The 13,174-nt window shown below is 46.3% G+C and carries 14 protein-coding genes; 13 read left to right on the forward strand and 1 reads right to left on the reverse strand.

What is annotated here, in order from left to right:
• Nucleotides 1-35: 35 nt before the first annotated feature.
• The 13 genes from tet(34) (at nt 36) to pgpA (ending at nt 11,229) form a co-directional block, all read left to right on the forward strand.
• Entirely contained in the window at nt 36-500 is a 465-nt protein-coding gene (tet(34), locus tag BIW15_RS14015) for an oxytetracycline resistance phosphoribosyltransferase domain-containing protein Tet(34) (protein WP_005381590.1), read from the forward strand.
• 91 nt (nt 501-591) lie between these two features.
• The gene (gene frsA, locus BIW15_RS14020; RefSeq protein ID WP_077281188.1) at nt 592-1,839 is read left to right on the forward strand and encodes an esterase FrsA; all 1,248 of its coding nucleotides are present in this window, start codon (nt 592-594) and stop codon (nt 1,837-1,839) included.
• 116 nt (nt 1,840-1,955) lie between these two features.
• The gene (gene crl, locus BIW15_RS14025) at nt 1,956-2,345 is read left to right on the forward strand and encodes a sigma factor-binding protein Crl (protein ID WP_005455997.1); all 390 of its coding nucleotides are present in this window, start codon (nt 1,956-1,958) and stop codon (nt 2,343-2,345) included.
• A 121-nt stretch (nt 2,346-2,466) separates the two neighbouring features.
• Nucleotides 2,467-3,606, forward strand: a complete 1,140-nt coding sequence (gene proB / locus BIW15_RS14030) for a glutamate 5-kinase (protein WP_005483011.1) — start codon at nt 2,467-2,469, stop codon at nt 3,604-3,606.
• A 17-nt stretch (nt 3,607-3,623) separates the two neighbouring features.
• Nucleotides 3,624-4,874 (forward strand): glutamate-5-semialdehyde dehydrogenase, encoded by a 1,251-nt coding sequence (locus tag BIW15_RS14035; RefSeq protein ID WP_077281189.1) that lies wholly within the window; start codon nt 3,624-3,626, stop codon nt 4,872-4,874.
• 127 nt (nt 4,875-5,001) lie between these two features.
• On the forward strand, nt 5,002-5,451 hold the full coding sequence (nrdR, locus tag BIW15_RS14040) for a transcriptional regulator NrdR (RefSeq protein ID WP_005482986.1): 450 nt from the start codon (nt 5,002-5,004) through the stop codon (nt 5,449-5,451).
• A gap of 7 nt (nt 5,452-5,458) precedes the next feature.
• Nucleotides 5,459-6,628 carry a bifunctional diaminohydroxyphosphoribosylaminopyrimidine deaminase/5-amino-6-(5-phosphoribosylamino)uracil reductase RibD gene (ribD, locus tag BIW15_RS14045; RefSeq protein ID WP_077281190.1) on the forward strand — a complete coding sequence of 390 codons (1,170 nt, stop codon included), beginning with the start codon at nt 5,459-5,461 and terminating at the stop codon, nt 6,626-6,628.
• Complete coding sequence (locus BIW15_RS14050; RefSeq protein ID WP_025555673.1) at nt 6,597-7,250, forward strand: riboflavin synthase; 654 nt, start codon at nt 6,597-6,599, stop codon at nt 7,248-7,250. Before ribD ends, BIW15_RS14050 begins: the two co-directional genes overlap by 32 nt.
• Nucleotides 7,251-7,419: 169 nt before the next feature.
• Complete coding sequence (ribBA, locus tag BIW15_RS14055; protein ID WP_005496254.1) at nt 7,420-8,529, forward strand: bifunctional 3,4-dihydroxy-2-butanone-4-phosphate synthase/GTP cyclohydrolase II; 1,110 nt, start codon at nt 7,420-7,422, stop codon at nt 8,527-8,529.
• Between the two features lie 169 nt (nt 8,530-8,698).
• Entirely contained in the window at nt 8,699-9,169 is a 471-nt protein-coding gene (gene ribE / locus BIW15_RS14060) for a 6,7-dimethyl-8-ribityllumazine synthase (RefSeq protein ID WP_005440184.1), read from the forward strand.
• Nucleotides 9,169-9,636, forward strand: coding sequence for a transcription antitermination factor NusB (gene nusB, locus BIW15_RS14065; protein ID WP_005456038.1), 468 nt, complete (start codon nt 9,169-9,171; stop codon nt 9,634-9,636). Before ribE ends, nusB begins: the two co-directional genes overlap by 1 nt.
• Before the next feature lie 83 nt (nt 9,637-9,719).
• On the forward strand, nt 9,720-10,685 hold the full coding sequence (gene thiL / locus BIW15_RS14070; protein ID WP_005496252.1) for a thiamine-phosphate kinase: 966 nt from the start codon (nt 9,720-9,722) through the stop codon (nt 10,683-10,685).
• Between the two features lie 37 nt (nt 10,686-10,722).
• Entirely contained in the window at nt 10,723-11,229 is a 507-nt protein-coding gene (gene pgpA / locus BIW15_RS14075) for a phosphatidylglycerophosphatase A (protein WP_005482983.1), read from the forward strand.
• Between the two features lie 76 nt (nt 11,230-11,305).
• On the opposite strand, the gene dxs is transcribed toward pgpA, so the two are convergent.
• On the reverse strand, nt 11,306-13,171 hold the full coding sequence (gene dxs, locus BIW15_RS14080) for a 1-deoxy-D-xylulose-5-phosphate synthase (RefSeq protein WP_023585982.1): 1,866 nt from the start codon (nt 13,169-13,171) through the stop codon (nt 11,306-11,308).
• Nucleotides 13,172-13,174: the final 3 nt, after the last annotated feature.

The raw sequence follows: 13,174 nt of genomic DNA on the forward strand, positions 1-13,174 counted from the left end.
GAGGATGCATATTTTCAAATTATTAGGTTATTACAATGAGTAAAAAATTCATTATCACTTGGGATGCGATGCAGACTTACTGCCGTGAACTGGCTGAGAAACAGATGCCAGCTGAGCAATGGAAAGGTATTTGGGCGGTAAGCCGTGGCGGTCTAGTACCGGGTGCTATCTTGGCTCGTGAACTGGGTATTCGCTACGTTGATACAATTTGTATCTCAAGCTACGACCATGATCATCAACGTGATATGACAGTGCTTAAAGCACCTGAAGGCGATGGTGAAGGCTACCTAATCGTTGAAGACCTAGTAGATAGCGGTGATACAGCGCGCAAACTGCGTGAAATGTACCCGAAAGCAAAAATGATTGCAGTATGTGCAAAACCGTCGGGTAAAGAATTGTTAGATGACTACGTAGTAGACATCGCGCAAGACACTTGGATCGAGCAACCTTGGGATATGTCTATCCAGTACGCAGAGCCAGTAAACCGCAAGCAAAAGTAATCGCTAGCGAAGAATATTGAGAAATGCCCCTTTATAGGGGCATTTTTTTTATTATCATTACAGCTAATGCTAATAGCCAAAGGTTCTTCCTATGTCTGAAGACGTCAGTAAAAATCTTTCCGAGACTTTGTTCGTAAAACATAAGCAAGCGAAAGAAACCTCCGCGCTCACTCAATACATGCCAACCAGCAAAAAGATTCTTGATGATCGAGAACAGCAAGAAGATCGTGCTTGGTATCGTCATTTGCGTCGCTTGCAGTGGGCGTGGCAAGGCTTATCTCCAATTGAAATGGAAGGAGTGTTGTCGCGCATTGCTTCGTCAACGCATTCTCGTACTCACGATGATTGGTTAGATACTGTGATGGGGTATCACAGTGGTAACTGGACGTTTGAATGGATCAAGTTAGGTATGGAACACCAACGACGTGCCAATGACCTTAAAGGTGAGGATGCTGCCGACGAGTTGTTTACCGCATCGTTGTGTTTCAGCATTGCGGGCTATCCTCATTTAAAAAACGACAACTTGGCGCTTCAGGCTCAGGTGTTAGCAAACAAAGCCTATTCTGAAGGGGCTGAGAAAACTCAATACACCATCAAGCAAATTGAGGTGCCTTACCAAAAACGCAAAATTATCGCTAACTTGCATTTGCCAAGAACCGATAAGCAGCTACCAGTTGTGATGGTGAGTGCAGGACTCGACAGTTTACAAACCGACATGTGGCGTTTGTTCCGCAATCACTTTGCTCCTAAAGATATTGCAATGCTGACCGTCGATATGCCATCAGTCGGACACAGTTCTCATTGGCCTTTGACGGAAGATTCAAGCTGTCTTCATCAAGCCGTGTTGAATGAGCTTTATTCCATTCCTTACGTTGATCATCACAAAGTTGGTTTGGTCGGTTTCCGTTTTGGTGGCAATGCCATGGTTCGTCTGTCTTTTCTTGAGCAAGAAAAGATCAAAGCGTGTGTGGCACTAGGCGCACCGGTGCATGATCTGTTTACCTCGCCGAAAAAGCTGCAAAAAATGCCGAAGATGTATCTGGATATGCTGGCTTCTCGTTTGGGTAAAAGCGCAGTTGATATCAACAGCATGGCTTGGCAGATGATGGCTTGGTCATTGAAAGTTCAAGGCTTCTTGAGCAGTCGTAAAACTAAGGTGCCAATTTTAGCGCTGAGCTTAGAAGGTGACCCCGTTTCGCCTTACAGTGACAACCAGTTAGTCGCGCTATTTAGCCACTATGGGCAGGCGAAGAAGATCAGTTCCAAGACAATTACAAAAGGATATGAGCAATCCCTCGATTTGGCGATAAAGTGGTTGGAAGATGAATTATTAAGATGACAAATCTCCTAATTTAGTTAAGAGTGATATACCTGAGCAAAAAATAAGCTCATGATAATAAAAAATAATAATCATTATTGGGTGTTTACTTTAACTATATGGAAACGGAGATTCATATGTCAGAGACGACTCAGGGTCCAACACACTTTCGCTTGATGTCAAAGCTGAAGGCCATTGGGCCTTACCTGCGTGAACCGCAATCACAAGAAGGGCGCTACTATTTTGATTGTCTATCTGTTTGTGTAGATGACAAAAAGTCACCTGAGAAACGCGAGTTCTGGGGCTGGTGGATGGATTTAGAATCCATCGAAGGGGGCTTTACCGCCAAGTACCATATTGGGAAATACAACAAAGAAGGGAAATGGGTGTCTGAAGCTCTGCCGCAAAAAGTGGTAGAGGAAGTGTACTTTACACAAAGTACCTTTCATCAGAAGCTCATTGATACCTTGGCTGAACACTTCAAACTCGAAGTGGAATATCATACCGAGTCATTTGATTTCGCCTGATTTGGCGGTTTTCTTTTTCGACTGAACAAAAAGGTGCGTTTTCGCACCTTTTCTCTTGTTAAATCCCTATTTGATTGTTAAAACATCCTCTCTTTATTTGTTTTTCACTTCAGAAGACATCATGACAACGAATCAACAAAACGCAGTTGTTTCGCAACCACAAACCGTCGTTGTGAAACTGGGTACAAGTGTGCTGACAGGCGGCACATTGGCGCTAGATCGCGCTCACATGGTTGAGCTAGCGCGTCAGTGTGCTGAGCTTAAGAAACAAGGCCATTCAGTGGTAATGGTTTCGTCTGGTGCAATTGCAGCAGGCCGTGAGCATCTTGGATACCCCGCACTGCCCAACGAGATGGCGAGCAAACAGTTGCTTGCTGCTGTGGGTCAGAGTCGTTTGATTCAAACATGGGAGTCTTTGTTTGGTATTTACGGTATCAAGATTGGTCAAATGCTACTGACTCGTGCTGACTTGGATGATCGTGAGCGTTTTCTTAATGCGCGTGACACCATCAATGCGCTTGTAGCGAATGATATTATTCCAATCGTGAACGAAAATGATGCAGTAGCCACCAGTGAAATCAAAGTCGGCGACAATGACAACCTATCGGCTTTAGTGGGTATTTTGTGTGGTGCAGATAAGTTATTGCTACTGACAGACCAAAAAGGTCTGTTTACTGCTGACCCACGAAAAGATCCGAATGCAGAGCTGATCAAAGAAGTTAAAACCATTGATGACACGTTGCGTAAAATTGCTGGCGGCAGCGGTACAACACTCGGTACGGGTGGTATGGCGACGAAACTTCAAGCAGCCGACATCGCACGTCGCGCGGGTATTGAAGTTATTATCGCAGCAGGTAGCGCGCCAAACGTAATTTTTGACTCGTTGAGCACGGAGCCTCAAGGTACGCGTTTCCTACCTTGTTCAGAAGCATTGGAAAACCGTAAGCGTTGGATCCTCGCAGGTCCTGCAGCATCGGGTGATATTATCATCGATGATGGTGCGGTAAATGCGGTTGTTGGTAAAGGCAGCAGCTTGCTAGCAAAAGGGGTCATCAAGGTGAGCGGTGATTTTGCCCGTGGTGAAGTTGCTCGCGTAACAAATTCTCATGGCAAACTGGTTGCGCGTGGTATTAGCGCCTACTCAAGTGAAGACTTGGCAAAAATTACTGGCAAACACAGTAAAGACATCATCTCTATTTTGGGTCATGACTACGGCTCAGAAGTGATTCATCGCGATGATCTTGTCGTCATTCAAGAATAGAAATTGAGGGAAGCAACGTGGATTTAACGAATATGGGTAAAGCTGCTAAAGATGCAGCTTTCGAATTGGCGACGGCGTCAACGGCTCAAAAGAACCAAGCTCTAGCGATCATCGCAGATGAGCTAGAAGCAAACTCAGCTGCGATTTTGGCAGCAAACGCAAAAGACATCGAACTTGGTCGTGAAGCTGGTCTGACCGATGCGCTGTTAGACCGTCTACTGTTGAATGAAGAACGCTTAACGGGCATTGCAAATGATGTTCGCAATGTGATCAGCCTAAACGATCCTGTGGGCAGCGAAATCGACAGTAAACTGCTAGAAAACGGCATGTCTCTCTCTCGCCGCCGTGTACCACTTGGTGTTGTGGGTGTGATTTATGAAGCGCGTCCAAATGTGACCATCGACATTGCCGCACTATGCCTGAAAACGGGTAACGCCAGCATCCTACGCGGTGGTAAAGAGACGTTTTTCTCTAACATGGAACTTGTGAAAGTTATCCAATCAGCCCTTGCAAAAGCAAACTTGCCAGCCGCTTCAGTACAGTACATTGAAAAGCCAGATCGCGAGCTGGTTTCTCAACTGCTTAAACTGGATGACTACGTTGATATGATCATCCCACGTGGTGGAGCTGGTCTGCACAAAATGTGTAAAGAGAACAGCACAATTCCAGTGATCATCGGCGGTTTTGGTATCAGTCACATTTTTGTTGATGAATCCGCGGACCTAGAGAAATCGCTAAACGTGGTTGAAAACTCGAAAGTTCAACGTCCTTCGGCATGTAACTCGCTAGACACACTGCTTGTTCACGAGAAAGTGGCGGCGAAATTCTTGCCAATGATTGTCGAGCGAATGAGTGACAAAGTGACGTTTGTAGCAGAACCAAAAGCGAAAGCGCTAATGGCTCAAGCTACGCAAATTCGCGATGCCGTAGAAGGTGATTTTGATACCGAATGGCTAAGCTACACGTTAGGTGTAAAAGTTGTCGCTGACGTGAAAGATGCGATTGAACACATGCGAGTTCACAATGCGAGTCACTCAGATGCAGTCATGACCAACAGCTTGATTAACTCAGAGTTGTTCATCAATTCGGTGGGCTCGGCTGCAGTTTATGTGAATGCGGCAACGCGCTTTACTGACGGTGCTCAGTTTGGCTTGGGGGCTGAAGTGGCCGTCTCAACTCAAAAGCTGCATGCACGTGGCCCGATGGGTTTGGAAGAATTAACAAGCTACAAATGGGTCGGCAAAGCGAACTACTTAGCACGCAGTTAACAGATTCGACTCGATATTGATTGAAAAAGGGGCACTAGTGCCCCTTTTTGTTTTCTCTCACATATCAATTCCGCTACACTAGTCTGGCTTTTGGGACGGCCCCAATGGCACGTTATTTGGAGGTGATATGCATTGTCCTTTTTGTTCAGAGAACGATACAAAAGTAATTGATTCCCGATTGGTTGCGGATGGTCATCAAGTCCGTCGCCGCCGCCAGTGTTTAGCCTGTAGTGAACGTTTTACTACGTTTGAAACGGCAGAATTGGTCATGCCTAAAGTCATTAAGTCGAATGGCAATCGTGAACCATTCGATGAAGATAAAATGGTCGGTGGCATTCAGCGCGCATTAGAGAAACGTCCGGTAAGTGCCGACTCTATCGAGCTTGCAATCAGTATGATTAAGTCGCAGCTCCGCGCAACTGGCGAGCGTGAAGTACCGAGCCAAATGATTGGTAACTTGGTTATGGATCAGCTTAAAGAGCTCGACAAAGTGGCTTACATCCGTTTTGCATCGGTTTATCGTAGCTTTGAAGATATTCGTGAATTCGGCGAAGAAATTGCCCGCCTTGAAGACTGATTAAATCATGCCTCAACACACTTCTGCGTCTCCATTTTCTCCTCAAGATTTTTCAATGATGTCGCGTGCGCTCAAGTTAGCTCGACGCGGCATTTATACGACGGCTCCAAACCCGAACGTCGGTTGCGTAATTGTTCGTGATGGCGTGATCATTGGTGAAGGTTATCATCATCGCGCTGGAGAGCCCCATGCGGAAGTGCACGCGATGCGCATGGCTGGTGATAAAGCTGAAGGTGCAACGGCATACGTTACCCTTGAACCGTGCTCCCACTATGGACGCACGCCACCTTGCGCTGAAGGGTTGATAAAAGCCAAAGTGGCGCGAGTAGTGTGTGCGATGGAAGATCCGAATCCAAAAGTGGCTGGACGTGGCATCCAAATGCTACGTGAAGCCGGAGTTGAGGTTCAGGTTGGACTGTTAGAAAACGATGCGATTGAGCTCAATCGTGGCTTCATTAAATTCATGCAAACAGGCATGCCATTTATCCAATTAAAAATGGCAGCAAGCTTAGATGGACAGAGTGCGCTAAGTAATGGCAAGAGCCAATGGATCACCTCCCCACAGGCTCGCCAAGACGTGCAGCGTTATCGAGCGCAAAGCGGTGGTATTCTGTCTACAAGCAAAACAGTGATGGATGATAACGCTTCTCTCAACGTTCGTTGGGATGATTTGCCGCAGAGTGTTCAAGCGCACTATGAGCTGACGGAAGTTCGCCAACCTGCAAGGGTAATACTCGACCGTCAACAGAAACTGAGTGATGACCTTAAACTGTTCAGTACCGAAGGTGAGCGAATTATTGTCAGCAGCGAAGGCGATGTTTGTCCACAACTAGAGCAAAGCGGAAAAATTGATTTAGCTGCGACCCTAAAAGCGGTCGCGACTCAGCATAATATCAACCATTTATGGGTGGAAGCTGGCGCGACGCTCGCGAGTTCTCTAATCAAAGCTAACCTTGTAGATGAGCTGATTGTCTATCTCGCTCCGAAGCTAATGGGAAGCGATGGACGTGGTTTAATTGGCGCGCTGGGATTGACGGAGATGGCGCAGGTCATCGATTTAAATATTACTGATGTGCGAATGGTGGGCAGAGATATCCGTATTACCGCCACCCTTGTACGTAAAAAAAATTTAGAAAAGAAGCACTATGTTTACAGGAATTGTAGAAGCAGTTGGTAAATTAACTGCGATTACGCCAAAAGGCGAAGACATTACCGTTACGGTAGAAGTAGGTAAGTTAGACATGTCTGACGTAAAGTTAGGCGACAGCATCGCAACTAACGGTGTGTGCTTAACGGTGATTGACTTTGGCAGCAATTACTACAGCGCAGATTTGTCTCTCGAGACCTTGAAAAAAACCGGTTTTGCAAACTACCAAGTAGGCGAAAAGGTTAACTTAGAAAAAGCCATGCTGCCGACGACACGTTTTGGCGGACACATTGTATCTGGACACGTGGACGGCGTGGGTGAAATTGTGGAGCGCAATCAAGTTGGTCGTGCGATAGAGTTTTGGGTCGTGATGCCTGCTGAGATCAGCAAGTACGTGGCAGAAAAAGGCTCTATCACCGTTGATGGCATCAGCTTAACGGTGAATGATTTGCGTAAAAACGCATTCAAACTGACGATTGTGCCTCACACCAGTGAAGAAACCACCATCGACCAGTTCCAAGTGGGCCGCAAAGTGAATTTAGAAGTGGATGTGTTGGCGCGTTATATGGAACGCTTGCTGCAAGGTCAGCAAGAAGAGCAGCCTGAATCTCGCATCACCATGGACTTCTTACAACAAAATGGCTTTGCGTAAGCGCTCAGCCACGTTGCGATAATTGCCATAACAGACCGGATTCACAGAACATCGTTAGGGCAATTGACTTGCATTGTGCAAGGCTCAAACTGTTGATGTCATTACCATTGCAATAAGATTTCACGCATTGCTGTCGGAAAGTAAATTTTAGAATAACGGGAAACAGAATATGCCAATCAGTACACCACAAGAAATTATTGATGATATTCGTGCAGGCAAAATGGTCATCCTAATGGATGATGAAGACCGTGAGAATGAAGGTGACTTGATCATGGCTGCCGAGCATATTACGCCGGAAGCGATCAACTTTATGGCGACTTACGGTCGTGGCTTGATCTGTCTGACCATGACTAAAGCGCGTTGTGAAAATCTCGGCTTGCCGCCAATGGTGCAAGACAACAACGCGCAGTACACCACTAACTTTACCGTTTCTATTGAAGCTGCTGAAGGCGTCACCACGGGTATTTCAGCGGCTGACCGTGCACGTACCGTTCAAGCTGCGGTTGCGCCAAACGCAAAAGCGGCGGACTTGGTTCAACCGGGTCATATTTTCCCTCTTGCTGCGCAAGATGGTGGTGTATTGACTCGCGCTGGTCACACCGAAGCAGGTTGTGATTTAGCTCGCCTTGCGGGGCTTGAGCCTGCTTCTGTGATTGTTGAGATTCTAAACGACGACGGCACCATGGCTCGCCGCCCTGATCTTGAAATCTTTGCTGAAAAACACGGCTTGAAGTTAGGCACTATTGCGGACCTTATCGAATACCGCAACAACACAGAAACGACCATTGAGCGTGTAGCAGAATGCAAACTGCCAACTGAACACGGTGAGTTCACTTTGGTGACTTACAAAGACACCATCGATAATCAAGTGCATTACGCGATGTGTAAAGGTGATTTGGCCGGCGAAGCGCCGCTGGTTCGTGTGCATCTACAAGACGTATTCACCGATGTATTACGCAGTGACCGCAATGCAGAGCGCAGCTGGACACTTGATAAAGCGATGAAGCGTATCGGTGAAGAAGGCGGTGTTCTGGTTGTACTTGGCAATGAAGAATCAACCGAGTTGCTCATCCACCGCGTGAAGATGTTCGAAGCGCAAGATAAAGGCGAAGCACCGACTTTAGCGAAAAAGCAGGGCACCTCTCGCCGGGTGGGAGTGGGGTCGCAAATTCTCGCAGACCTTGGTGTTCACGATATGCGTCTTCTGTCTTCGACCAACAAAAAATACCATGCATTGGGCGGTTTCGGCCTGAACGTGGTTGAATACGTTTGCGAATAAGAAGTGACCGATAAGTTCCTTGTCCCTTGCACACCTATTTTGGCGTGGACTAGGAACTCGTGACACGCGGCCAATTTCCATTAGATATTGCTCACAAATTTGTGCTAGAATCCGGCGATTCTCACTTGATGAACAAATTTCACTTATAAATAGAGTTAAAGGAAAGCTTATGAAAGTGATCGAGGGTGGCTTCCCAGCGCCAAATGCAAAAATTGCTATCGTTATTTCTCGCTTCAACAGTTTTATTAACGAAAGCTTACTTTCTGGTGCGATCGATACACTAAAGCGTCACGGACAAGTAAGCGAAGACAACATCACTGTTGTACGTTGTCCAGGTGCCGTAGAACTACCTCTAGTAGCTCAACGTGTTGCTAAAACTGGTAAATACGATGCGATCGTATCTCTAGGTACAGTAATCCGTGGCGGTACACCACACTTTGATTATGTTTGTAGTGAATGTAACAAGGGCCTAGCACAAGTGTCTCTGGAATACAGTCTTCCAGTCGCATTCGGTGTGCTGACTGTTGATACTATCGATCAAGCGATTGAACGCGCAGGAACCAAGGCTGGTAATAAAGGTGCAGAGGCTGCACTAAGCGCACTTGAAATGATTAATGTACTATCTGAAATTGATTCCTAATGGGGGCCAGTGTGAAACCAGCCGCACGTCGTAACGCACGTCAATTCGCTCTACAGGCGATCTACTCATGGCAAATTACTAAAGAGAATGTTGCCACGATTGAAGAACAGTTTTTGTCTGGCGACAAATACGATGAAGAAGAACTTCGTGCATCTGAGCCAGCACTTGCTGCTCCAGAAACAGACGTTGCTTACTTCCGTGAACTATTAAGCGGTGTTGTACTTAGCCACGCTGAGCTAGATAGCAAAATTCGTCCTTACGTATCTCGTCCTATGCAGGATCTAGATATGATGGAACTTGCTCTTCTTCGCCTTGCTATGTACGAGATGACTCGTCGCGAAGATGTTCCTTACAAAGTGGTAATCAACGAAGCGATTGAACTTGCTAAAGTATTCGCTGCAGAAGACAGCCACAAATTCGTGAACGGTGTGCTAGATAAAGCCGCACCACACGTACGTAAGAAATAACGATTTCTTCAATAAAAAGGTCAGCACATGCTGACCTTTTTTGTATGATATCAATGCCATTGGCATGAAAAGATAAATGAATTATGTCTGGTGAATTTAACCTGATTGATAAGTATTTTGTTGGCCGACAAAACCAGCGCAAAGACGTACACCTCGCCGCAGGGGACGATTGCGCTCTCGTTAAGGCGCCAGCAAATGTACAGATTGCTATCAGCACCGATACCTTGGTTGCTGGAACCCATTTCCTTCCTCACGCGAACCCTGCTTGGGTTGCTCACAAGGCGCTTGCATCCAACATCAGCGACTTAGCTGCGATGGGCGCAACACCTGCTTGGGTAAGCTTTGCATTGACCATGCCTGAAGCGGATGAAGAATGGCTCGCACCATTCTGTGATGCGTTTTTCGAACTGGCGGATTACTTTGGTATTCAGTTAATCGGCGGTGATACAACGAAAGGCCCATTAAGCTTAACACTGACAGTGCAAGGTTTTGTGCCTGAGGGCAAAGCGCTGACTCGCTCTGGCGCGAAAGTCGGGGACTGGGTGTATGTCACGGGGAATTTGGGTGATGCAAAAGCAGGGCTGGATGTCATCTTAGATGAAACACTTCGCAGTCGCATTGGTGCTGATGAACTAGAAAAAGCCCACTACCTAAGTACTCCGAGAGTGTTAGCGGGGCAAGCTTTGGTAGGGTTAGCATCTTCGGCGATTGATATTTCAGACGGCCTGATTTCGGATATCAAACATATTTTAAAACGCTCACAAGTTGGTGTGAGTATCGATGTGTCTCAATTACCAATCTCTTCAGAGCTGGTACAATTTTTAGATGATAAGGTAAGCGCACAGCAGTATGCTTTATCTAGCGGTGAAGAATACGAGTTGTGTTTCACTGTATCAGAACAAAATCGAGGTTCTTTGCAGAGTGCTTTGTCTTATAGCGGGTGCAAAGTGACGTGCATTGGCCAAATTAGACCAAATGGAACGTTTGAGCTTCACGATAACAACCAACCTCTCGACTGGGATTTAAGTGGTTTCGACCACTTTAAATAAGCTCATCGAGTTAAACTAGCAGTATAGGTTTAAGGATATGACCAACCCTCTTTCTCTGATCTCATTAAAGAACCCGTGGCATTTGTTGGCGACGGGGTTTGGCAGTGGTTTGTCGCCAGTAGTTCCTGGAACAATGGGCACGCTTGCTGCGGTTCCGTTTTTTCTGTTGTTGGCGCAGCTGCCATTTCCGGCTTATGTCGTTGTGGTATTACTTTCGTGCGTGATTGGCATCAAAATCTGCCAAGTCACGTCAGATGATATGAAGGTGCATGATCACGGTTCAATTGTATGGGATGAGTTTGCGGGCTTTTGGATCACCATGAGTATTGTACCAGCCCTGAATATTCCTATCACGGAATGGAAATGGTTGTTGACGGGTTTCATTCTTTTCCGCTTTTTCGATATGGTCAAACCGTGGCCAATAGGTTGGTTAGACAAACGCATCCATGGCGGGCTTGGCATTATGCTCGATGATATTGTGGCGGGTATTATGGCAGGTATTGCTTTGTTTCTCGTTGCAAAGTATGCGGGTTGGATGAGTTAGTACATCACCTATCACTCGAAGAACAACAAGAATTAAAAAGGGATGCCATTGGCATCCCTTTTTGCTATTTAATTGCTTACTTCGCAAGGTATTCCGCAATGGATTTTTCAATCCCTTTTGCGTCTAAACCGAGTTCTTCGTGAAGTTCTTCTTGAGTACCTTGATGGATGAATTTATCAGGCAAGCCAAGGTTGAGTACTGGTTTGATGATTTTTTCTTTCATCATGAACTCAACTACACCTGCGCCAGCACCACCTGCGATTGCGTTCTCTTCTAGTGTGACAAGAACGTCATGTTCATCAGCGAGTTGGCGAATCAATGCTTCATCAAGAGGTTTGACGAAACGCATATCAGCAACCGTTGCATTGAGGTTTTCAGCTGCTTCTAGTGCATTCGGTAAGAAAGTACCGAAGCTCAGGATTGCCACCTTTTCACCTTTGCGTACCACTCGACCTTTACCAATCTCAAGAGCGGTAAACTCTTTTTCGATCTCTGTACCCATACCACTACCACGAGGATAACGTACGGCACTTGGTCCAGTGTGCTTATGACCTGTGTACAGCATTTGGCGACATTCGTTTTCGTCGCTTGGAGCCATGATCACCATGTTAGGAATGCAGCGCATAAAGCTAAGATCAAAGGCACCTTGGTGTGTTTGACCATCTGCACCGACCAAACCTGCGCGGTCGATAGCGAACATTACTGGTAAGTCCATGATAGCGATGTCATGGATAAGTTGATCGTAACCACGTTGCAAGAAGGTCGAGTAGATAGCAACGATCGGATGATCGCCAGCAATTGCCATACCCGTTGCAAGTGTCACAGCGTGTTGCTCTGCAATTGCCACATCAAAGTATTGGTCTGGGTACTCTTTCGAGAAACGTACCATGCCAGAACCTTCACGCATTGCTGGCGTAATTGCCATTAGTTTAGGATCTTGCGCTGCCATGTCACATAAGAAGTCACCAAAAATCTTTGAGAAAGTTGGTTTGCCGCCACTGCTTTTTGGTAAGCAGTTATGGCTTGGATCGAACTTAGGGACGCCGTGGTAGCCAATAGGATCTTTCTCTGCTGGCTCATAACCTTTACCTTTCTTGGTCATGATGTGCAGGAATTGAGGGCCTTTTAGCTCACGCATGTTCTTCAGCGTCTTAACGAGCTCATTCACATCGTGCCCATCAATTGGACCAATGTAGTTAAAGCCAAACTCTTCAAACAGAGTGCCAGGGACAACCATGCCTTTTAGATGTTCTTCAGTGCGACGAACCAGTTCTTTGATTGGTGGTACACCTGATAGCACTTTTTTCCCACCTTCACGGATAGAGGTGTAAAGACTACCGGAAAGCACTTTCGCTAGGTGGTTGTTTAGAGCACCAACGTTTTCTGAGATCGACATTTCATTGTCGTTCAGAATCACCAACATGTCAGGATGAACATCGCCTGCGTGGTTCATGGCTTCGAATGCCATGCCGGCAGTAATCGCACCATCACCAATCACACTGATGACTTTACGACCTTTACCTTCTTTTTGAGCGCTGATGGCTAGGCCAAGCCCTGCACTGATGGAAGTAGAAGAGTGACCAACTGATAGCGTGTCGTACTCGCTCTCTTCGCGCCAAGGGAAAGGGTGTAAGCCGTCTTTCTGGCGAATCGTTGGCATTTGATCGCGACGACCCGTCAAAATTTTATGTGGGTAAGCCTGATGACCAACATCCCAGATAAGTTTATCTACGGGTGTGTTGTAAACATAATGCAAAGCCACAGTTAGCTCTACGGTGCCTAAGCCAGACGCTAAGTGTCCGCTAGATTGGCTCACTGAATTTAGCAGATACGTTCGCAGCTCATCACACAGAGTTGGTAATGTTTCTTTTGGAAGAAGACGCAATTCTTCCGGTGTATTTGCTAACGCCAGTGTTGGGTACTTTGAAATATCAAGAGTCATATA

This window comes from Vibrio sp. SALL6 (assembly GCF_002002385.1).
Classification (GTDB): domain Bacteria; phylum Pseudomonadota; class Gammaproteobacteria; order Enterobacterales; family Vibrionaceae; genus Vibrio; species Vibrio parahaemolyticus.

Coding starts and splice junctions, on each gene's coding strand:
- ribE (WP_005440184.1), top strand. CDS start 8,699: ATGAAAGTGATCGAGGGTGGCTTCCCAGCGCCAAATGCAAAAATTGCT.
- thiL (WP_005496252.1), top strand. CDS start 9,720: ATGTCTGGTGAATTTAACCTGATTGATAAGTATTTTGTTGGCCGACAA.
- nusB (WP_005456038.1), top strand. CDS start 9,169: ATGGGGGCCAGTGTGAAACCAGCCGCACGTCGTAACGCACGTCAATTC.
- ribD (WP_077281190.1), top strand. CDS start 5,459: ATGCCTCAACACACTTCTGCGTCTCCATTTTCTCCTCAAGATTTTTCA.
- proB (WP_005483011.1), top strand. CDS start 2,467: ATGACAACGAATCAACAAAACGCAGTTGTTTCGCAACCACAAACCGTC.
- dxs (WP_023585982.1), bottom strand. CDS start 13,171: ATGACTCTTGATATTTCAAAGTACCCAACACTGGCGTTAGCAAATACA.
- crl (WP_005455997.1), top strand. CDS start 1,956: ATGTCAGAGACGACTCAGGGTCCAACACACTTTCGCTTGATGTCAAAG.
- nrdR (WP_005482986.1), top strand. CDS start 5,002: ATGCATTGTCCTTTTTGTTCAGAGAACGATACAAAAGTAATTGATTCC.
- pgpA (WP_005482983.1), top strand. CDS start 10,723: ATGACCAACCCTCTTTCTCTGATCTCATTAAAGAACCCGTGGCATTTG.
- BIW15_RS14050 (WP_025555673.1), top strand. CDS start 6,597: ATGTTTACAGGAATTGTAGAAGCAGTTGGTAAATTAACTGCGATTACG.
- ribBA (WP_005496254.1), top strand. CDS start 7,420: ATGCCAATCAGTACACCACAAGAAATTATTGATGATATTCGTGCAGGC.
- frsA (WP_077281188.1), top strand. CDS start 592: ATGTCTGAAGACGTCAGTAAAAATCTTTCCGAGACTTTGTTCGTAAAA.